The organism is Pseudomonas sp. SDO5215_S409 (assembly GCF_054071325.1).
This window is the reverse complement of the sequence record NZ_JBSVWN010000017.1, coordinates 26,839-45,992: the sequence shown is the minus strand read 5'-3', so window position 1 is coordinate 45,992 and position 19,154 is coordinate 26,839. Positions and strand designations below refer to the sequence as shown.

Here is a 19,154-nt window from a genome sequence, read left to right as displayed (position 1 = left end):
GCAAAAGGCCGCTGATCACTCAGCGGCCTTGGTGATGGGTTACTGCGCGCCTTGCTTGTCGATCAGCGCGGCGAGGGCTTCGTACTCTTCGGGCAACAGGTCGGTCAGCGGCGTGCGCACCGGGCCCGCATCGTAGCCGGCGATTTTTGCCCCGGCCTTGACGATGCTCACTGCGTAACCGGCCTTGCGGTTACGGATGTCCAGGTACGGCAAGAAGAAGTCGTCGATGATCTTGGCGACGGTAGCGTGATCGTCCTGGGCGATGGCGTGGTAGAAGTCCATCGCGGTTTTCGGGATGAAGTTGAACACCGCCGAGGAGTACACCGGAACGCCCAAGGCCTTGTAGGCAGCGGCGTAAACCTCTGCAGTCGGCAGGCCGCCGAGGTAGCTGAAACGGTCACCGAGGCGGCGACGAATCGACACCATCAGCTCGATATCGCCCAGGCCGTCTTTGTAGCCGATCAGGTTGGGGCAACGCTCGGCCAGGCGCTCCAGCAAGGGCGCGGTCAGGCGGCAGACGTTACGGTTGTAGACCACCACACCGATGTTGACCGACTTGCACACCGCTTCAACGTGCGCGGCCACCCCGTCCTGGCTGGCTTCGGTCAGGTAGTGCGGCAGCAGCAACAAGCCCTTGGCGCCAAGACGCTCGGCTTCCTGAGCGTACTCGATGGCCTGGCGGGTCGCGCCGCCGACACCGGCCAGAATCGGCACGCTGCTGGCGCAGGTGTCCACGGCGGTCTTGACCACTTGGGAATATTCGCTGGCCGCCAGGGAGAAGAACTCACCGGTGCCGCCTGCGGCGAACAAGGCCGTGGCGCCGTAGGGCGCGAGCCATTCCAGACGCTTGATGTAACCCGCCTGGTGAAAATCACCCTGGGCGTTGAAGTCGGTCACCGGAAAGGACAGCAGACCGTGGGAGAGGATGGACTTCAGTTCTTGTGGATTCATTATTCGAACACCCTGGGCAAAAGACTTTCTGTTGTGAAGGGACGAGTGGTTTTGATGATGTCGTACGTCATCGTACAACCATAAAAAGATTCGTCAACTGCAATTCATCAACCTTCATGCGGGATTCATGTTTAAAACCGCGTCCTTTACGTAGGAAATTATTCGCCTATTATCCAAATGACTGTATATACATACAGTAATAACGGAAGATTCTTACGACATAGCAAGGAGCTAACATGTCAGATCTTGAACTCGCAGCACCGGAAAAAACCCCGATTCCCCAGCGTTTTGGCGGGGGTGAGCACACCGCCATCGGCGACGATACGCTGCTGCGCCTGGCCAAGGGCGCCGCGGCAGTTCCCGCAAAACAGGTGAAATTGCGCCTGCCCAACGGCCTGGCGCTGACCTATGGCCAGATCATCTCCCTGGGCGGGGATTTTTACGGTATCCCCGGGCAATCCATCAACGAAGGCGCCTCCCCCGCCGATCGGGTGCAGCGCTTCACCGCCGCCTTCAACACCTTGGCGGTACTGCCCGCGTCGCGGGAGGAGGCCGGCAAGATCCTCGCGGTGATGCAAAAGGAGATCGACGCGATCAACCGCGCCATCCGTGAAGGCAAGGAACCGCATGAGGCGTATGACGCACTGGGTGATACGTTGTCCGAAGAGTGGAACCGCATCACCGGAGGTGGCAGCGCCGCGACACCGCTGTTGCCATTGGGGCGCTACCTGAAACTGGCCGCGGACAATGCCGATCATTTCGGTGAGTGGGCCTTGGCGGCTTACCTGGCGGGCCACACGGCGGCACTCAAGCAAGCGGTGGTCGCCCACCAGACCGGCACCGCCCAGGCGCTGGAACTGGCGTATGCGATGAACAGCTTCGCCGACCACTTCCTGACCGACCTGTTCTCGTCGGGCCATTTGCGCGTCCCTCGCAAACAGCTGGCCGCCGTGGTCACGCCCGGCGAGCTGGGTTCGCTGGTCAGCCGCTTCATGCACGATGAAGACAGCAAGTTCGGCCTCAATGTCCGTAACGCCCTGGGGGTTCAATGGCGGGCCTACGGCGATGGGCGCTATTTCGACAGCGTCAGCGCAGCCAATCGCACTCAGGTCAAGCGTGCGGTGCAGGCCTCGGCGGACGAGATTTTCGACGCGTTCATCAGCGGCAACGCGCCCTCCCCGGCCAACTTCAAGGCGCCACTGCATGTGCCGGACTTGAACGCGGCACAAAACCCGGCGAATAACTTCGCGCCGCTGTTCAAGATGGAAGGCGACAAGGTGCTGCGGCGCAAAGACGTCAACAACTTGAATGACAAGCAGTGGACCAACGACTGGTGGGGCTGGAGCACTTACCTGCTGCTCAAGGACTACAAACCCAACACGCCCGCGTAAGGGCAACGCAAACGTTGCGAGGGCCGGCCTGTTGCACGGCGCGCCCTCGCCACTTGTTTAACCGCGCTGCGCTTCGGCTTCTTCATGGGCCTGGCGCAGCCGTTCGCGGCTGTTGGTGAGGTGCAGACGCATGGCAGCACGCGCCGCGTCCGAATCCTGGCGGGCGATGGCTTCGTAGATTTCTTCGTGCTCGCGGCTCAGCCGGCCCATGTAATGCTGCTGGTCGTCGTGGGCCAACCGTGCAGAGTTCAGGCGGGTACGCGGAATAATGCTGGTGCCCAGGTGAGTCATGATGTCGGTGAAGTAACGGTTACCCGTGGACAGCGCGATCTGCAGGTGAAACTGGAAGTCCGACGCCACCGCATCACCGGCGTGGGCGGTGCCTTCATTCATGGCGTCCAGGGCGACACGCATGCCCGCCAGTTGCTCGTCGCTGCGACGCAGGGCGGCAAGCCCGGCAGACTCCACTTCCAGGCTGATGCGCAATTCGAGAATGGCCAATACATCCCGCAACGTCACCACGGTGGCCGGGTCAATCCTGAAGCCGCTGGGGCTTGGGGTGTCCAGCACAAAGGTGCCGATACCGTGCCGGGTTTCCACCTGGCCGGCCGCCTGCAGGCGGGAGATGGCTTCACGCACCACGGTGCGGCTTACACCATGGGCGTCCATGATCGCCGACTCGGTGGGCAGTTTGTCGCCGCGCTTGAGCTGGCCGTCGCGGATCTGTTCGGACAACACCGTGACCAATTCCTGGGCAAGGCTGCGGCGCTTGCGGGGAAGACGTGTGGTGGCGTTGGCGTTTTCCATGATGAATCATCTGTCTCGGCGAGCAAAAGAAGCCTGCATGATAGCCCAAGGCGGTTGTACGATCACCGTTCTGTGATGACTTTCATCTACAAGACCCACGCGTTGCACCGGGCAAAAAAATGCCCCGGCTGGGCCGAGGCACTTTCCTACCCTCATCAGAGAGCCTTACTTCACCACTTTCAGACTTGGCCGACCGCTTGGGCGCGGTGGTTCGGTGTCTGGCGGCAGGTCGTCATCCCCTTCCAACTCAACACCTTCACCCCCTTCAAAGGGCGACTCCAGGTCAAACACCATGCCTTCGCCATTTTCCCGGGCGTAAATCCCGAGAACGGCGCCGAGCGGCACGAACAGCGAATGCGGCACACCGCCGAAACGCCCTTCAAAGCTGACGGCTTCGTTCTTCATCTGCAGGTTACGCACGGCACTCGGGGAAATGTTCAGTACGATTTGCCCGTCGCTGGCAAAACCCTGCGGCACCTGGACCGCCGGAAATTCGGAATTGACCACCATGTGCGGGGTGCAATCGTTGTCCACAATCCACTCGTAGAACGCGCGGAGCAAATAGGGTCGATTGGAGTTCATCAACGGCTCCTTAAGCCTTAGCGCATGTCGCGTTCGACACCAGACAGACTCGCCTGGAAAGCCTCACGCGCAAACTGGCGCTCCATGTAATCAAGCAGCGGTTTGGCCGGCCTTGGCAGTTCAATGCCCAGGATCGGCAAACGCCAGAGTATGGGTAATAGGCAGCAGTCCACCAGGCTTTGTTCCTCGCTGAGGAAAAAAGGCTTGTCGGCGAACAGCGGTGAAACGCCGGTCAGGCTCTCGCGCAATTCCTTGCGCGCCTGCACGCGGACGGGCTCTTTGGTACGCGAATCCAGAATCACGTCTACCAGGCCACACCAGTCCCGCTGGATCCGATGGATCAGCAGGCGGCTGTTGGCCCGTGCAACGGGGTACACCGGCAGTAAAGGCGGATGCGGGTAACGCTCATCCAGGTATTCCATCACCACGGTCGACTCCCACAACGCCAGGTCACGATCGACCAGGGTCGGCAAGCTACCGTAAGGGTTCACTTCGATCAGTTTTGGCGGCTGACGGCCCGCCTCCACGCTGATGATCTCGGCGCTGACACCCTTCTCTGCCAGTACGATGCGCACCCGGTGGGAATAGTGGTCGGCGGGGTCGGAGTAACAGGCCAACCGATTGGTCACGCCCATGGCGGTCCTCCTCGCTTGTTGAAATGTTGAACGCTCAAAAACGAGCACGCCCGGCGGGAGTGCAGATGCCGCCGGGCGCGCAAGATTAACAGCAATTACTTACCAGTGGGTCAATGGACGTCTTTCCAGTACTCACGCTTGAGCAGATAAGCGAAGACAAAGAAGAACGCCAGGTACAGCAGCACGTAGGTGCCGATGCGCTGATGCTGCAGTTTGACCGGGTTGGCCGAGTAGGCGAGGAAGGTCACCAGGTTCTTGACCTTCTCGTCGAACTGCTCCTCGGTCAGCGAGCCGGTCTTGGGCACGATGGTCAACTGGTCGCAGGCCTCATGGGTCAGGGGCGTGCCGGTCAGCGGGTCGTATTGCTTCTTGCCGTCCTCGATGATTTGCACCTGCTTGCAGCCCACCACCTGGCGACCTTGCAGGCCCACCAGCACGTTAGGCATGCCCACGTTCGGGAAGACCTTGTTGTTCACGCCGTAGGGGCGCGCCGGGTCTTCGTAGAACGACTTGAGGTAGCCATAAAGCCAATCAGTGCCGCGCACGCGGGCGACCAGGGTCAGGTCCGGCGGCGCGGCGCCGAACCAGGTCTTGGCGTCGGCGGGCTGCATGCCGATGTTCATGTGGTCGCCGATCTTGGCGCCGGTGAACACCGCGTGGCTGAGCATCACGTCATGGGGGATGCCCAAGTCGTCGGCCACCCGCTCGTAGCGCTGGAACTTGGCGCTGTGGCAGCCCATGCAGTAGTTGGCGAACGTGCGCAGGCCATCTTGCATCGCGGCCTTGTCGGACACGTCGATATCGACTTTTTCCAGCTCTGCGCCGTGCTCGGCCGCAAAGGACAGCATGGGCAGGGCCGCCAAAATAAATGCAGCAAATAATTTTTTCATCAGCCAGTCACCCTTTCCGGAACCGGTTTGGTCTTCTCGAGCCGGGTGTAGAACGGCATCAGAATGAAGTAGGCGAAGTACAGGAAGGTGCAGACCTGCGACAGCAGCGTGCGCTCGGGGGTAGGCGCCAGTACGCCCAACACGCCCAGGATCACGAACGAGATGCAGAACACCCACAGCCAGATCTTGCTCATCCAGCCCTTGTAGCGCATGGACTTGACCGGGCTTCGGTCGAGCCAGGGCAACACGAACAGCACGGCAATGGCGGCGCCCATGGCGATGACGCCCATGAGCTTGTCGGGGATGGCCCGCAAGATCGCGTAGAACGGCGTGAAGTACCAGACCGGGGCAATGTGCTCGGGCGTCTTGAAGGCGTTGGCCTGCTCAAAGTTGGGTTTTTCCAGGAAATAACCGCCCATCTCCGGGAAAAAGAACACGATCGAGCAAAAGATAAACAGGAAGACCACCACGCCGACGATGTCCTTGACGGTGTAGTACGGATGGAACGGAATGCCGTCCAGCGGTACGCCGTTTTCGTCCTTGTGCTTCTTGATATCCACGCCGTCCGGGTTGTTGGAACCCACTTCGTGCAGCGCCAGGATGTGCAGCACCACCAGGCCCAGGATCACGATGGGCAAGGCCACCACGTGCAGGGCGAAGAAGCGGTTCAGGGTGATGCCCGAGATCAGGTAGTCACCCCGGATCCACTGGGTGAGGTCGTTGCCGATCACCGGGATCGCGCCAAACAGCGAGATGATCACCTGGGCGCCCCAGTACGACATCTGGCCCCACGGCAGCAGGTAACCCATGAAGGCTTCGGCCATCAGCGCCAGGTAGATCAGCATGCCGAACAGCCACACCAGCTCACGCGGCTTCTGGTACGAACCGTAGAGCAGGCCACGGAACATGTGCAGATAAACCACGATGAAGAACGCCGAGGCGCCGGTGGAGTGCAGCAGTCGCAGGATCGAGCCGTACTCGACGTCGCGCATGATGTATTCGACGGAGGCGAACGCCTCTTCCGCCGACGGGGTGTAGCTCATCGTCAGCCACACACCGGTGATGATCTGGTTGACCAGCACCAGCAAGGCCAGGGAGCCAAAGAAGTAGAAGAAGTTGAAGTTTTTCGGCGCGTAATACTTGCTGAGGTGGTCTTCCCACATTTTGGTGGCGGGAAAGCGCGCATCGACCCAATCCATGAACTTGCTCATCACGCTTTCTCCGTGTCTTCGCCAATGACAATGACGCTGTCAGACTCGTACTTGTGCGGCGGCACTGGCAGGTTCAAGGGGGCGGGTTGCGACTTGAAGACACGGCCGGCGAGGTCGTAGTGAGAGCCGTGGCAAGGGCAGAAGTAGCCACCGACCCAGTCTTTGCCCAAGTCTGCGGGCGCCACTTCCGGGCGGAAGGTGGGGGAGCACCCCAAGTGGGTGCAGATACCGATCAGCAGCAGAATTTCTGGCTTGATCGAGCGCATTTCCTTATCGACGTAAGCGGGCTGGTCGGAATTCTTCGAGTCGGGATCGGACAAGCGATCTTCGATTTTCTTCAGATTTCCCAGGATTTCCTCAGTACGACGAACGATGAACACGGGCTGACCGCGCCACTCAGCAATCATTTGCTGGCCTGGATCAATCTTGCCGACATTCACCTTCACCGGTGCGCCTGCGGCTTTCGCCTTGGCGCTGGGAAACCATGACCCCACGAACGGGACCGCAGCCCCCACCGCTCCTGCAGCACCCACCACGGATGTGGCTGCTACCAAGAAGCGACGCCGGCCTGCATTCACGCCGTCATTGCTCATTCAGTCCTCTCCCATCAGCTTTGTGGCCTGTTAAATCAGGCGTCTACTAAGTAGTGAATCTTCGCTTATAAAATTTTTGCCGAGATGGTAATGAAAACCCACACACCTGACAAGGTGATTACCCCGGCCATGGCTCTAAGCCTTGTAGTATAGGGGGTCTACGGATGTGGCAAGTTGTCACGCTAAAAAAGTTGCGGATAAACAGCAGGCAATAAAAAACGCCCAGCTCCGTGAGGAGGCTGGGCGTTTTCTGGAACGTAAAAGCGAATTAACGCTTGGAGTACTGCGGACGCTTACGCGCTTTACGCAGACCGACTTTCTTACGTTCAACTTCACGGGCGTCGCGAGTAACGAAGCCAGCTTTGCGCAGAGCGCTGCGCAGGGTTTCGTCGTAGCTCATCAGCGCGCGAGTGATGCCGTGGCGGATTGCGCCAGCTTGACCACTTACACCGCCACCAGCAACAGTGACGTAGATGTCGAACTTTTCAACGGTCTCGGTCAGTTCCAGCGGCTGACGAACTACCATGCGGGCAGTTTCGCGGCCGAAGAACACGTCCAGGGAACGGTTGTTGATCGAGATGTTACCAGTGCCCGGACGCAGGAAAACGCGTGCGGTTGCGGTTTTGCGACGGCCAGTGCCGTAATTTTGAGTCGCCGACATAATGAACTATTCCGTTAAAACTTCAGTTCTTGGGGCTGCTGAGCAGCATGAGGGTGAGCAGCGCCCGCATAGACTTTCAGCTTGCGATACATGTCGCGACCCAGTGGGCCCTTCGGCAGCATACCTTTGACCGCGATCTCGATCGGGGCTTCAGGCTTCTTGGCAATCAGGCCTTCGAAGTTCGAAGACTTGATACCGCCTGGGAAACCGGAGTGACGGTAGTACATTTTGTCGCTGGCTTTGTTACCGGTTACACGAACCTGCTCAGCGTTGATAACGATGATGTAGTCACCGGTGTCAACGTGCGGGGTGTACTCAGGCTTGTGCTTGCCACGCAGACGGCTGGCGACTTCGGTGGCCAGACGACCCAGGGTCTGACCAGCAGCGTCGACGACAAACCAGTCGCGCTGAACTGTTTCCGGTTTTGCAGTAAAAGTTGTCATTCTTTAATAGCCTCAGGGGCCGCCTGTAAATTTAGACGGCGGATCTTACTGAATAGTGCGTACTTTGACAAGGTCAAAGGCAGCCGGATACAGACGCTATCGGGGGCTCGGGTCGGCGCGTCCGTTCAACGGCAAGATTCTTCGGCAGGCGGCGCATCACTTCCACTGCAGAAAGAGGTGGGCAATTATGCAGATTGCGAAAAAAAATTCAACCTGCTTTTATGGCTGTTTTCCCGCAAGGAGCACCTGATGGACTATCGAAAGCTGGGCCGGACCGATCTGAATGTAAGCGCGATAGCCTTGGGCACCATGACCTGGGGCGAGCAGAACAGCGAGCCAGAGGCCTTCGCGCAAATCGAGCGGGCCAAAGCGGCGGGCGTCAATTTCATCGACACCGCAGAAATGTACCCCGTGCCGCCCAACGGTGAAAACTTCGGCGCCACCGAACGCTGCATCGGCAACTACTTCAAGCGCCGGGGCGATCGCGCCAACTGGATCCTGGCCACCAAGATCACCAGCCCCGGCAACAACGTCAACCACATCCGCGGCGGCAACCTCAAGTTCAACCGCCAGCAGATCGTCGAGGCGCTGGACGCCAGCCTCCAGCGCCTGCAAACCGACTGGATCGACCTCTACCAATTGCACGCCCCGGAGCGGCGCACCAATTTCTTCGGGCAGCTGGGCTACAACCATGTGGAAGAAGACGACGTGACCCCACTGGAAGAAACCTTGGAAGTGCTCGACGACCAGGTTCGCGCCGGCAAAATCCGCCACATCGGCCTGTCCAACGAAACCCCGTGGGGCGCCATGAAGTTCCTGGCCCTGGCCGAGGCCCGTGGCTGGAGTCGCGCCGTGTCGATCCAGAACCCCTACAGCCTGCTCAACCGCAGTTTTGAAGTGGGCCTGGCAGAAGTCGCCATCCGCGAACACTGCGGCCTTTTGGCCTATTCGCCCCTGGCGTTCGGCATGCTCACCGGCAAATACGAAGGCGGCGCCCGTCCGGCCAATGCGCGCTTGAGTCTGTACAGTCGTTTCAGCCGTTATTTCAACCCGCAGTCCGAAGCAGCGTGCAGCCGTTACGTGGCGCTGGCCCGCGAGCACGGCCTGGACCCGGCCCAGATGGCCCTGGCATTTGTCACGCAGCAACGCTTCCTGACCAGCAACATCATCGGCGCCACGACCCTGGAGCAGTTGGAGAGCAACCTCGCCAGCGCTGAGCTCAAGCTGTCCAGCGAAGTGCTGGCCGGTATTGAAGCGATCCAAAAGGACCATCCAAACCCTGCCCCCTGATTGCCCCTCGCACACAGGCCCCGCTCCCACCCGGCGGGGCCTGCCACACATGCCCCCTCCTCCCCTAAAACCTGACCACCCTGCTCAAGACGCAGCGACATCACGGGACACTGGACACCCGCACCAAAAAATAAGACGATCCAGCCGTCTGGTGACCACTTTCCCCTATAAGAATAAATTGAAATATGTCGAACCACATCTCCACGCCCTTGCGGCGCGTCAGCATTCTGGCCATTGACCGGGTATTCGCTTCGACCCTCATGCAGGCCAAGGACTTCTTCCACCTCGCCAGCCTGCGGTATGGCAAGCAACAGGGCCTGGGCCTCAAACCCGTATTCGAAACCCGCCTGGTCAGCCCCGACGGGCAGCCGGTGTGCAGCTTCAGCGATGTGATCATGCCGGTGGACGGCGCGCTGGAAGACGCCGACATCATCGTGCTCCCAGCCTTCTGGGACGACTTCGACACCCTGTGCCAACGCTACCCCCAGGTCTTGCCGTGGCTACGTGCACAACACGCCCGCGGCGCCGTGCTCTGCGGCGAAGCCACCGGGGTGTTCTGGCTGGCGGAGGCCGGCTTGCTGGACGGCAAGGAGGCGACCACCTATTGGCGCTTTTTCAAGGCCTTCAGCGAACGCTTTCCCACGGTGCAACTGAACCAGGACAAGCACCTGACCGACGCCGACAACCTCTACTGCGCCGGTGGCACGACCTCGGCCTGCGACCTCTATATTTACCTTATCGAACGGTTCTGCGGCGCCAACATCGCCCAGGCCGTGGCCCGCGACATCCTGTACGAAGTCCAGCGCAGCTACGCCCCCGGCCGCATCGGGTTTGGCGGGCAAAAACTGCATCAGGACGTGATCATCCTGCAGATCCAGCACTGGCTGGAGGAACACTTTGCCGACAAGTTCCGCTTTGAAGACGTGGCCCGGGAACACGGCATGAGCATTCGTAACTTCATGCGGCGCTTTCAGACGGCCACCGGGGACAAACCGCTGCACTACCTGCAACGACTGCGGATCGAGACGGCAAAAGGCCTGCTGTCGGGCAGCCGCAAAAGCATCAAGACCATCAGTTACGAGGTGGGCTATGACGACGCCAGTTTCTTCGCACGCCTGTTCAGGCAGCACACCGAGCTGTCACCGAACCAGTACCGCCAGCAGTTCCAGCAAGCGGCCTGACACGCGCCCAATAAAAAAAAGCCCGCATCGGCTGCGGGCTTTCTGGTTTAAGGCTTGTGCGCCCGCGAGAGGAACTCGTGGGACTGCATCTCCAGCAACCGGCTCAGGGTGCGCTGGAACTCGAAGGTCAAACGCCCCCCTGTGTACAGGTCCTTGAGCTCGACTTCTGCCGAGATGATCAGCTTCACGTTACGGTCGTAGAACTCATCGACCATGTTGATAAAGCGCCGCGCGATGTCATCGGTAGTGACGCTCATCTGCTCCACGCCGCTGACGATCACGGCGTGGAAGATCTTGCCCAGCTCGATGTAGTCGTTCTGGCTGCGCGGGCCGTCGCACAAGGCGCGAAAATCGAACCAGGCCACGTCGTCACAGGTGAGCAGCGCCTTGATCTCGCGGTTCTCGATCATCAGCACATCGTTTTCCACGGCCTTGGTGCATTCCGGCGTCAGCGCCTTGAAACTCTTGCGCAGGCTTTCATGGGCCGCCTCGTTGAGCGGGAAGTGAAACAACTCCGCTTGCTCAAGGTGACGCAGACGGTAATCCACGCCGCTGTCGACGTTGACGATGTCGGTGTTCTGTTTGATCAGCGCGATGGCCGGCAGGAAACGCGCGCGTTGCAGGCCGTCCTTGTACAAACCGTCGGGCACGATGTTCGAGGTGGCGACCAGGGTCACGCCGTTCTTGAACAGCTCTTCCATCAAGGTGCCCAGGATCATGGCGTCGGTGATGTCGGACACAAAGAATTCATCGAAGCAAATCACCCGCGCTTCCTGGGCGAACCGCTTGGCGATGATCGTCAACGGGTTCTTTTCGCCGGTGAGGGTCTTCATCTCTTCGTGCACGCGCTTCATGAAGCGGTGGAAGTGGGTGCGGACCTTTTCCTTGAACGGCAGCGCTTCAAAGAAGGTGTCGACCAGGTAGGTCTTGCCCCGGCCCACGCCACCCCAGAAGTACAGGCCTTTGACCGGTGCGTGGTCTTTCTTGCCAAACAGCTTGCTGAGCATCCCTGGCTTGTTGTTCGACGCCGCGATCAGGTCGTCGTACAGGCGCTGCAAATGACGCACCGCCGTTTCCTGGGCTGCGTCATGGAAGAAATCGGGGCGTTTCAGATCAGCTTGATATCGTTCTAGGGGCGTCATAATTCGTTAGCAAGGCAACAAAAACGGGCCGTCACTGTAGCGACGGCCCTGGATAATGGCAATTAACCCTTTGTCAGGTTAATTCTCAAGGGGGGTCAATGCGACGCGCAAGGCTTCAATGGCGGCATCGCGCGCGGCGCTGTCGGCAAATTCGGCGCTGTCGGCCACGGCGGCATCGTCCAGCCATACGCTGAAGCCGGTGGCTTGGCTGCGCACGTCCAGGGCGGCGCCCGACTGCAGTTGCTTGGTCACGGCACCCGCCGTTTTACCGTCGGCAAAATGGCGCGACAGCAGCAGTTGCTCGCCATCGGCGGCCAGCAGGCGGAAGCGGAAGCTGCCGTCGTCCTCACGGAAGCTGACAAAACGCGCAGCCTTCGCCGCTTTCTTTTTGGTGTCGGCCACCACCGCCGCCTGGGTGACAAACGAGCGCAAGCCTACCGCTTCACGCAGCTCGGCCAGGAACGGCGCCGCCACCGCACGGGCCTTTTGGGCCCCTATCAGCAACAGGTCTTCCATGTCGTCTGGGCGCGACATCAATTGATGGTAGCGCTCACGGGCTTCACCCAACTGGCCGTCCAGCAACTGGAACAGACGGGCCTTGGCCTCGCCCCAGCCCAGGCCTTGCAGCAAGTCGTTGCGAAATTCCGCTTCCTGGGCCGGGGTCGCGAACGCCTGGAACAGGGTGAACAGGTGCGCGTTGTCCGGGTCTTTCGCCTCGCCCGGGGCGCGGGAGTCGGTGACGATGCGCGAGATCGCGTCTTTCATGTCTTTGGCGCTGGTGAACAACGGGATGGTGTTGTCGTAGCTCTTGGACATCTTGCGACCGTCCAGGCCCGGCAAGGTGGCCACGCTTTCTTCGATCAGCGCTTCGGGCATGGCAAAGAATTCCTTGCCGTTGCCGAACAGGTGGTTGAAACGCTGGCCGATGTCGCGGGCCATTTCCACGTGCTGGATCTGGTCACGGCCCACCGGCACTTTGTGGGCGTTGAACATCAGGATGTCCGCCGCCATCAGCACCGGGTAGCTGTACAGGCCCATGCTGATACCCGCGTCCGGGTCTTCACCGTTTTCCAGGTTTTTGTCCACCGACGCCTTGTAGGCGTGCGCGCGGTTGAGCAGGCCCTTGGCCGCCACGCAGGTCAGCAGCCAGGTCAGCTCGGGGATTTGCGGGATGTCGGACTGACGATAGAACGTCACCCGGTTCACATCCAGGCCACCGGCCAGCCAGGTCGCGGCGATTTCCATGCGCGAGCGCTGGATGCGCTGCGGGTCGTCGCACTTGATCAGGGCGTGGTAGTCGGCCAGGAAGTAGAACGAGTCGGCATTGACGTCCTGGCTGGCGAGGATCGCCGGGCGGATGGCACCGGCGTAGTTGCCCAGGTGCGGGGTGCCGGTGGTGGTGATGCCGGTGAGGATTCGGGTACGCGTCGTCATGGGTAATCGCTTATCGGACTGCTATCAATTTGAAAGGCGTGGCAGCACCAGATCCTTCAGATCGGTGAGCTTGCCGTGAAAAAAGTGTCCGCATTCTGCCACTTTCAGCAGCTCATGGGGGCGTTTGAGGGCGGCCGACCAGTCGTAGACGACCTGCGGCTCCACGACCTCGTCGGTTTCGGGCTGGATCAGGGTCAGCGGGCAGTTCTGTGGCAGCACGTCCTGGTCACGCAAGCGCATGACCGCCGCGGCCACCATGAACAGGTGGCTTAACGTTTCGCCCTTGGCCTCCAGGCGACCGCCCAGACTTGCGGCAACAAAACCACCAAAAGAAAACCCCAGCAGGGTGATCGGCAAGTCGGGATGTTTTTCCCGCAGCCACGTGGCCACCGCTTCGGCATCGTCCACTTCACCGCTGCCCATGTCGTGGCTGCCGACGCTGGCGCCCACGCCACGGTAGTTGAAACGCAAGGTAATCAAACCGGCATCGCGGGCCGTGCGTTGCAGGGTCGACACCACTTTGTTGAGCATGGTGCCGCCCTGCACCGGGTTAGGGTGACAGATCAGCGCCAGGCCACGTGGCTCGGGGTGATCCAGGTACAGGGCTTCGAGTTGACCCACCGGGCCATCGATGAAAACAGGGGTTTCGCGCATCAGCAAGGAATGAACTCCGTGACCTCTCAAAGGGTCGACTCGTCTAGCTAAAAGTCTGTGCCTGAGCGCCGCGATACGTCACGTCGCGGTATACAGCGCAGGTCCGAGCCGTTAACGTAAAGCAAAGTCGTTTATAGAGGAAGGACTCGTGGAACACTCGCTCTTAGTTTGGTTGTTGCCGACTCTTGCCCTGGTTGCCGGTGTCGCCATTGGTTTCCTGGTTGCCCGCCTGCTGCCCAACGCCGCGCCTAACCGCACGCAGCGTCAGCTGGATGACATTCAGGAACGTTTTGACAGTTATCAGAACGAGGTTGTTACCCACTTCAACAGCACCGCGACCCTGGTCAAAAAGCTCACCCAGAGCTATCAGGAAGTACAGGATCACCTCGCCGAGGGCGCCAACCGCCTGGCCCTGGACGACATCACCCGCCAGCGCCTGCTGGCTGCGCTGCATTCCGATGCGGTGCAAACCCCGCGCGAACGCCTGACCCCGCCACGGGAAAACCAGGAACCGCCACGGGACTACGCGCCCAAGACGCCGAACGCTCCAGGCATGCTGGACGAGCATTACGGCTTGAAGAAGTAACGGGTTTAAAGGCGTAAAGAAGCCCGGCTGATCACACGATCAGCCGGGTTTTTTAATAGCCGTGCACGGGCCTCAAGAAACCTGCTCCTGAAGCTGCCCGCCTTCGATTCGCACATGCCGCCCGTGGAAACGCTTGAGGCTGCTGCGATGGCCGACACTCACGATACTCAGCCCCGGCAGCTCATCGATCAGCGCCTGATACAAGGCGGCTTCGTCCTCTTCATCCATGGCCGAGGTGGCCTCGTCCATGTACAACCACTGAGGCTTGAACAACAACGCACGGGCAAAGGCCAGCCGCTGCTGCTCACCGGGCGACAACATACGCTGCCAGTGATTGGCCTCATCCAGGCGCGAACTCAAGTGCGCCAGGCGGCAGATCTGCAGCACCTGTGCATAACGTTCTACCGGGTAGCTGTCGGCGGGCTGTGGATAACTCAACACCTCGCGCAACGTGCCAATCGGCAGATACGGCTTTTGCGGCAGGAACAGATAACGCTCTGCCGGTAACCGAATATTGCCGTGCCCGTTGGGCCATAAATCCCCCATGGCCCGCAGCAACGTACTTTTGCCACTGCCGGAGCGGCCGCTGAGCATCACGCGCTCCCCCGGGGCAACAGCGAGGTTCGCCCCGGTGAGCAGATGACGACCGTCCGCCAGGTTCAAATCCAGATCGCGCACCTGCACCGACGCGCCTTCGCGCTGAAGGCCGATGCCCATGCGACGGCCTTCGTTTTCGTCCATCGCCTGGCCGAAACTCAGCAACCGGTCACAGGTGGCACGCCAACTGGCCAGGGTGGTGTACGCCTCCACAAACCAGCTCAGGCTGCCCTGCACGCTGCCAAACGCATTGGCCACCTGCATCAGCCCACCCAGCTCGATCTTGCCGGAGAAATAACGCGGCGCGGCCACCACAAAGGGAAAGATGATCGCGATCTGTGCATAACCACTGGTGAAAAAATTCAGGCGCTTCTTGAGCTGCATGATGCTCCAGAAATTGCTCCACACCAGGCCAAACCGTGCGCTCAGGTGCTGGCGCTCGTTAGGCTCGCCGTTGAACAGCGCAATGCTTTCAGCGTTTTCGCGAACCCGCACCAGGCTAAAGCGCAAGTCGGCTTCAAAGCGCTGCTGGCGGTTGCTCAAGCCGATCAGGCGGCGACCGATCAGGTGGGTCAGCCAACTGCCCACCACCGCATACACCAGCGCGGCCCAGAACATGTAGCCGGGAATGGTAATGCCCCAGATCTCGATACTGCCGGACACGCCCCACAAAATCACCGAGAACGACACCAGGCTCACCAGGTTGCTGATAAACCCCAGCCCCAGGCCCAGGGTGCTGCTGGTGAACGAATTAAGGTCTTCGGAGATACGCTGGTCGGGGTTGTCGGTGTAGCCGCTGTTTTCCAGGTGGTAGTAGTTCTTCTGGCCCAGCCATTTGGCGAAATACACCTCGGTGAGCCAGCGGCGCCAGCGGATGGTGAGCATCTGCTGCAAGTAAGACGTGAACACACCGGTCACGATCGACACCACGGCGATCACGCTGAAGTACATCAACAGGTGGGCAAAGGCGTCGTAGTCTTTCTTTTCCAGGGCGTTGTAAAAGTCGCGGTTCCAGCTGTTGAACCACACGGACACGGCCACGCTGAACAGCGATAACCCCAATACCACCAACAGCAGCAGCCATGCCTGGCCTTTCTCCTCGCTGCGCCAATAAGGGGTGATCAGCCGCCAGACCTTAGGTAGAAATTGCCCATGCACCGCGTCGTTGACCGCGCGATATTCAGCGTTCTGGTTCATTGTTCAGGCTCGCTAGGAAATAAAGAACAGGCTTGGAGCCGATCATAGAGGATCGGCTCGGGGCTCCGTGCAGCCTGACGCAAATTGTTCAGTCGCCGTTCAGCGCCTGACCGGACGCTTTTGCAGCTTGCGCTGCAAGGTACGCCGGTGCATGCCCAAGGCGCGGGCCGTGGCCGAGATGTTGCCTTCGTGCTCGGTCAGCACGCGCTGGATATGCTCCCATTGCAGGCGGTCCACCGACATGGGGTTTTCCGGCACCAGGGTGTCGAGGTCGGCGTGCTCGGAGAGCAACGCGGCCAGCACATCGTCGGCGTCGGCCGGCTTGCACAGGTAATTGCAGGCGCCACGCTTGATCGCCTCAACGGCGGTGGCGATGCTTGAGTACCCGGTGAGGATCAGCACGCGCATTTCCGGGTCCAGCTCCAGCAGCTTGGGCAGCAGCACCAGGCCCGAATCGCCGTCCATTTTCAGGTCCAGCGCGGCGTAGTCCGGCAGGTCCTGCTGGGCCAGGATCAGGCCTTCTTCGGCCGAACCTGCGGTGCTCACGCGAAACCCCCGGCGGCTCATGGCGCGCGCCATCACGCGGGTGAAGGTGGCGTCGTCATCCACCAGCAACAGGTGCGGCAGGTCTTCGCCTTCGACTTGGATCTCGTCACTCATCGATATCTCCTCGTGCGACACGGGGCAGGCGCAGCTCGGTAAGCGTGCCGCCTTCCTCATGACTGTAGAGTTTCACTGAGCCGCCAGCGCGGGTCACGCTCGCCTTGCTCAAGAACAGGCCCAGGCCGAAACCTTTGCCCTTGGTGGTAAAGAAGGGTTTGCCGATCTGCTCGGCGATGGCCAGCGGCACGCCCGCGCCGTGGTCGCGAATGCTGATGGTGATGTTCTCGACGTCCCAGTCCAGGTTCACTTCCAGGCCTTCGGCGCACGCGTCGGCCGCATTGTTGAGCAGGTTCAGCAACGCCTGGGTCAGGTCCGGCGGCGGCGCCAGGCGCGGCACGGTGCCCTGCCCCAGCAACTGGAAACGGTAACTGGCTTCGGGCCGCATCAGGTGCCAACGGTTCACGGCCTCGTCCAGCCAGTGGGTCACGTCCTGCATTTGCACGGCCAGGCGGCGGTTGGCCTCGGCGGCGCGCACCAGTTGCTGCAAGGTTTGCTTGCATTGCTTGACCTGTTCACGCAGCACGCTCAGGTCGTCCTGCAGGGCGGGGTCGTGATGGTCCTGGGTCATTTCGTTGAGCAACACGCTCATGGTCGCCAGCGGCGTGCCCAGCTCATGGGCCGCGCCGGCCGCCTGGGTGGCCACAGCCAGCAGTTGCTGGTCGCGCAGGCCTTCTTCGCGGCGAATGGCGCGCAGTTCTTCCTGGCGGCGCAGCTCTTCGGCCATGCGCGCGGCAAAAAACGTGATGACGGCAGCAGACAATGCAAAGCTCAGCCACATCCCGTAGATCTGCAGGTTTTCCCGGGCGATGGGGAACGTTTGCAGCGGGTAGAACTGCGCCAGCAGCAAGGTGTACAGGGCCAGCGCAATACCGGACAACACCACCGAATAACGCCACGGCAGGGTCACCGCCGCGATGGTCAGGGGCACCAGGTAATAGGAGACGAAGGGGTTGGTGGAGCCGCCGGAGAAATACAGCAACACACTGTGGATAAACAGGTCGCAGGCCAGTTGCAGGGCGTACTCAAGCTCGGTGACCGGCCAGGTGGTGCGCAGGCGAATCGCGGTAAACACACACAACACCGTGGAAAACACCAGCGTCACCGCCAGTTGCAGCCACGGCAGGGGCAGCAGGTCGAACCAATAGGCAAGGCCGACGGAACCGGCCTGCGCGGCCAGCACCAGAATGCGGATAAACGTCAGGCGCCAAAGGTTCTGGCGAGTGGCGGAGGTCAGTTTTACGGCAGCGAGCATGAGCTCTCCCGGTGAGCGCAGCAGGCGGATCGCAGCGAGTATAAACGAAGCGGCACGCTGGCATGGCGTGTGTGGCTGTTTGACGCAGCGGCAAACCGGCGCACGTCCGCCGCATGCCGCGCGCCATTAAAAACTTTCTCCCTTTAACCCGATGAACCCACCCCCTACGTCTACAGTCATACCGATCACGAATACCTCAAGGAGTTTCCATGTCACGTTTGATTCGCAGCGCAGCCCTCATCACCCTCGGCGCCACCGCCCTCGCCAGCCTGCCGGCCATGGCGGCTGAAGAGCTGCACTACAACCAGATCTCCCTGCGGGCCGAAGTCAGCCAGGAAGTGGCGCGCGACAAAATGATCGTCACCCTCTACACCGAGTCGCAGAACGCAGACCCGGCCAAGCTTGCCGCCGAAATCACCACCACCCTGAACAAGGCCCTGGGCCAGGCCCGCGAAGTCAAGGCCGTGACCCTGCGCCAGGGCAGCCGCAACAGCTACCCGATCTACGACAACAAGAACCAGAAGATCACCGGCTGGCGTGAACGCGCCGAGCTGCGCCTGGAAAGCGCCGACTTCCCGGCCCTGTCCAAGCTCACCGGCGACCTGCTGACCACCCTGAAGATGGACAGCATGGACTTCGCCATCGACGACAAGACCCGCAAGACCAGCGAAGACGCCCTGCTCAAGGAAGCCGTGGCCGCCTTCAAGGCCCGCGCGCAACTGGCGACCGATGCGCTGGGCGGCAAGGGTTACAAGATCGTCAACCTGAACTTCAACACCAACGGTTACCCACAGCCCTACGGCCGTGGGGCCGGCATGATGCTCAAGGCCGCCGCGATGGACTCGGCGCCCACGCCTGAGGTGGAAGCGGGCACCAGCCAGGTCAACATGAGTGCCGACGGTGTGATCGAAGTGCTGCAATAAGCCCTTACGGTGACACCACCAACGGCGCGCCCCTCAGGGACGCGCCGTTTTTTTTGGACGATTGCCTGGTC

The 19,154-nt window shown here is 60.7% G+C and carries 20 protein-coding genes; 5 read left to right on the top strand and 15 right to left on the bottom strand.

What is annotated here, in order from left to right:
* Positions 1–39 precede the first annotated feature (39 nt).
* On the bottom strand, positions 40–951 hold the full coding sequence (gene kdgD / locus ACW9H9_RS11530; RefSeq protein ID WP_457343283.1) for a 5-dehydro-4-deoxyglucarate dehydratase: 912 nt from the start codon (positions 949–951) through the stop codon (positions 40–42).
* 236 nt (positions 952–1,187) lie between these two features.
* Between kdgD and ACW9H9_RS11525 the strand changes: the two genes are divergently transcribed.
* Positions 1,188–2,342, top strand: a complete 1,155-nt coding sequence (locus ACW9H9_RS11525) for a phospholipase (RefSeq protein WP_457343282.1) — start codon at positions 1,188–1,190, stop codon at positions 2,340–2,342.
* Positions 2,343–2,399: 57 nt separating this feature from the next.
* Here the strand turns inward: ACW9H9_RS11525 and ACW9H9_RS11520 are convergent, their stop codons facing one another.
* The 8 genes from ACW9H9_RS11520 to rplM form a co-directional block, all read right to left on the bottom strand.
* The gene (locus ACW9H9_RS11520) at positions 2,400–3,149 is read right to left on the bottom strand and encodes a FadR/GntR family transcriptional regulator (protein ID WP_457343281.1); all 750 of its coding nucleotides are present in this window, start codon (positions 3,147–3,149) and stop codon (positions 2,400–2,402) included.
* A 165-nt stretch (positions 3,150–3,314) separates the two neighbouring features.
* On the bottom strand, positions 3,315–3,731 hold the full coding sequence (locus tag ACW9H9_RS11515; protein WP_457343280.1) for a ClpXP protease specificity-enhancing factor: 417 nt from the start codon (positions 3,729–3,731) through the stop codon (positions 3,315–3,317).
* 17 nt (positions 3,732–3,748) lie between these two features.
* The gene (locus tag ACW9H9_RS11510; RefSeq protein WP_457343279.1) at positions 3,749–4,366 is read right to left on the bottom strand and encodes a glutathione S-transferase N-terminal domain-containing protein; all 618 of its coding nucleotides are present in this window, start codon (positions 4,364–4,366) and stop codon (positions 3,749–3,751) included.
* A 110-nt stretch (positions 4,367–4,476) separates the two neighbouring features.
* Positions 4,477–5,256: a cytochrome c1 gene (locus ACW9H9_RS11505; protein WP_457343278.1), complete on the bottom strand. Its 780-nt coding sequence runs from the start codon at positions 5,254–5,256 to the stop codon at positions 4,477–4,479.
* Positions 5,256–6,467, bottom strand: coding sequence for a cytochrome b (locus ACW9H9_RS11500; RefSeq protein WP_457343277.1), 1,212 nt, complete (start codon positions 6,465–6,467; stop codon positions 5,256–5,258). Before ACW9H9_RS11500 ends, ACW9H9_RS11505 begins: the two co-directional genes overlap by 1 nt.
* Positions 6,467–7,060 (bottom strand): ubiquinol-cytochrome c reductase iron-sulfur subunit, encoded by a 594-nt coding sequence (petA, locus tag ACW9H9_RS11495; RefSeq protein WP_457343276.1) that lies wholly within the window; start codon positions 7,058–7,060, stop codon positions 6,467–6,469. The genes ACW9H9_RS11500 and petA overlap by 1 nt, the downstream gene beginning before the upstream one ends.
* Before the next feature lie 268 nt (positions 7,061–7,328).
* On the bottom strand, positions 7,329–7,721 hold the full coding sequence (gene rpsI, locus ACW9H9_RS11490; protein WP_457343275.1) for a 30S ribosomal protein S9: 393 nt from the start codon (positions 7,719–7,721) through the stop codon (positions 7,329–7,331).
* Positions 7,722–7,735: 14 nt separating this feature from the next.
* Positions 7,736–8,164, bottom strand: a complete 429-nt coding sequence (rplM, locus tag ACW9H9_RS11485) for a 50S ribosomal protein L13 (protein ID WP_457343274.1) — start codon at positions 8,162–8,164, stop codon at positions 7,736–7,738.
* 249 nt (positions 8,165–8,413) lie between these two features.
* Here rplM and ACW9H9_RS11480 point away from each other — a divergent pair, with 249 nt between their 5' ends.
* On the top strand, positions 8,414–9,454 hold the full coding sequence (locus ACW9H9_RS11480) for an NADP(H)-dependent aldo-keto reductase (RefSeq protein ID WP_457343273.1): 1,041 nt from the start codon (positions 8,414–8,416) through the stop codon (positions 9,452–9,454).
* 260 nt (positions 9,455–9,714) lie between these two features.
* The gene (locus tag ACW9H9_RS11475) at positions 9,715–10,635 is read left to right on the top strand and encodes a GlxA family transcriptional regulator (protein WP_457343336.1); all 921 of its coding nucleotides are present in this window, start codon (positions 9,715–9,717) and stop codon (positions 10,633–10,635) included.
* Between the two features lie 47 nt (positions 10,636–10,682).
* On the opposite strand, the gene zapE is transcribed toward ACW9H9_RS11475, so the two are convergent.
* From zapE to ACW9H9_RS11460, 3 genes are all read right to left on the bottom strand, one after another.
* A complete protein-coding gene (zapE, locus tag ACW9H9_RS11470; RefSeq protein ID WP_457343272.1) occupies positions 10,683–11,777 on the bottom strand; it encodes a cell division protein ZapE in 1,095 nt (364 codons plus the stop codon).
* 78 nt (positions 11,778–11,855) lie between these two features.
* On the bottom strand, positions 11,856–13,211 hold the full coding sequence (locus ACW9H9_RS11465; protein ID WP_457343271.1) for a tryptophan--tRNA ligase: 1,356 nt from the start codon (positions 13,209–13,211) through the stop codon (positions 11,856–11,858).
* 24 nt (positions 13,212–13,235) lie between these two features.
* Entirely contained in the window at positions 13,236–13,865 is a 630-nt protein-coding gene (locus ACW9H9_RS11460; protein WP_457343270.1) for an alpha/beta hydrolase, read from the bottom strand.
* A gap of 148 nt (positions 13,866–14,013) precedes the next feature.
* Between ACW9H9_RS11460 and ACW9H9_RS11455 the strand changes: the two genes are divergently transcribed.
* Complete coding sequence (locus ACW9H9_RS11455) at positions 14,014–14,451, top strand: YhcB family protein (protein ID WP_084376340.1); 438 nt, start codon at positions 14,014–14,016, stop codon at positions 14,449–14,451.
* 72 nt (positions 14,452–14,523) lie between these two features.
* On the opposite strand, the gene ACW9H9_RS11450 is transcribed toward ACW9H9_RS11455, so the two are convergent.
* The 3 genes from ACW9H9_RS11450 to ACW9H9_RS11440 all read right to left on the bottom strand — a co-directional run bounded on the left by ACW9H9_RS11450 (position 14,524) and on the right by ACW9H9_RS11440 (position 18,160).
* Positions 14,524–16,245: an ABC transporter ATP-binding protein/permease gene (locus ACW9H9_RS11450; RefSeq protein WP_457343269.1), complete on the bottom strand. Its 1,722-nt coding sequence runs from the start codon at positions 16,243–16,245 to the stop codon at positions 14,524–14,526.
* A 99-nt stretch (positions 16,246–16,344) separates the two neighbouring features.
* Complete coding sequence (locus ACW9H9_RS11445) at positions 16,345–16,905, bottom strand: response regulator transcription factor (RefSeq protein ID WP_457343268.1); 561 nt, start codon at positions 16,903–16,905, stop codon at positions 16,345–16,347.
* Positions 16,898–18,160 (bottom strand): ATP-binding protein, encoded by a 1,263-nt coding sequence (locus tag ACW9H9_RS11440; protein ID WP_457343267.1) that lies wholly within the window; start codon positions 18,158–18,160, stop codon positions 16,898–16,900. The genes ACW9H9_RS11445 and ACW9H9_RS11440 overlap by 8 nt, the downstream gene beginning before the upstream one ends.
* Positions 18,161–18,369: 209 nt before the next feature.
* On the opposite strand from ACW9H9_RS11440, the gene ACW9H9_RS11435 reads away from it, so the two are divergent.
* Entirely contained in the window at positions 18,370–19,083 is a 714-nt protein-coding gene (locus tag ACW9H9_RS11435; protein ID WP_457343266.1) for an SIMPL domain-containing protein, read from the top strand.
* Positions 19,084–19,154 lie beyond the last annotated feature (71 nt).

Bases quoted from the DNA above. Each gene is read 5' to 3' on its own strand.
- kdgD (WP_457343283.1), bottom strand. From the start codon at position 951: ATGAATCCACAAGAACTGAAGTCCATCCTCTCCCACGGTCTGCTGTCC.
- ACW9H9_RS11525 (WP_457343282.1), top strand. From the start codon at position 1,188: ATGTCAGATCTTGAACTCGCAGCACCGGAAAAAACCCCGATTCCCCAG.
- ACW9H9_RS11520 (WP_457343281.1), bottom strand. From the start codon at position 3,149: ATGGAAAACGCCAACGCCACCACACGTCTTCCCCGCAAGCGCCGCAGC.
- ACW9H9_RS11515 (WP_457343280.1), bottom strand. From the start codon at position 3,731: ATGAACTCCAATCGACCCTATTTGCTCCGCGCGTTCTACGAGTGGATT.
- ACW9H9_RS11510 (WP_457343279.1), bottom strand. From the start codon at position 4,366: ATGGGCGTGACCAATCGGTTGGCCTGTTACTCCGACCCCGCCGACCAC.
- ACW9H9_RS11505 (WP_457343278.1), bottom strand. From the start codon at position 5,256: ATGAAAAAATTATTTGCTGCATTTATTTTGGCGGCCCTGCCCATGCTG.
- ACW9H9_RS11500 (WP_457343277.1), bottom strand. From the start codon at position 6,467: ATGAGCAAGTTCATGGATTGGGTCGATGCGCGCTTTCCCGCCACCAAA.
- petA (WP_457343276.1), bottom strand. From the start codon at position 7,060: ATGAGCAATGACGGCGTGAATGCAGGCCGGCGTCGCTTCTTGGTAGCA.
- rpsI (WP_457343275.1), bottom strand. From the start codon at position 7,721: ATGTCGGCGACTCAAAATTACGGCACTGGCCGTCGCAAAACCGCAACC.
- rplM (WP_457343274.1), bottom strand. From the start codon at position 8,164: ATGACAACTTTTACTGCAAAACCGGAAACAGTTCAGCGCGACTGGTTT.
- ACW9H9_RS11480 (WP_457343273.1), top strand. From the start codon at position 8,414: ATGGACTATCGAAAGCTGGGCCGGACCGATCTGAATGTAAGCGCGATA.
- ACW9H9_RS11475 (WP_457343336.1), top strand. From the start codon at position 9,715: ATGCAGGCCAAGGACTTCTTCCACCTCGCCAGCCTGCGGTATGGCAAG.
- zapE (WP_457343272.1), bottom strand. From the start codon at position 11,777: ATGACGCCCCTAGAACGATATCAAGCTGATCTGAAACGCCCCGATTTC.
- ACW9H9_RS11465 (WP_457343271.1), bottom strand. From the start codon at position 13,211: ATGACGACGCGTACCCGAATCCTCACCGGCATCACCACCACCGGCACC.
- ACW9H9_RS11460 (WP_457343270.1), bottom strand. From the start codon at position 13,865: ATGCGCGAAACCCCTGTTTTCATCGATGGCCCGGTGGGTCAACTCGAA.
- ACW9H9_RS11450 (WP_457343269.1), bottom strand. From the start codon at position 16,245: ATGAACCAGAACGCTGAATATCGCGCGGTCAACGACGCGGTGCATGGG.
- ACW9H9_RS11445 (WP_457343268.1), bottom strand. From the start codon at position 16,905: ATGAGTGACGAGATCCAAGTCGAAGGCGAAGACCTGCCGCACCTGTTG.
- ACW9H9_RS11440 (WP_457343267.1), bottom strand. From the start codon at position 18,160: ATGCTCGCTGCCGTAAAACTGACCTCCGCCACTCGCCAGAACCTTTGG.
- ACW9H9_RS11435 (WP_457343266.1), top strand. From the start codon at position 18,370: ATGTCACGTTTGATTCGCAGCGCAGCCCTCATCACCCTCGGCGCCACC.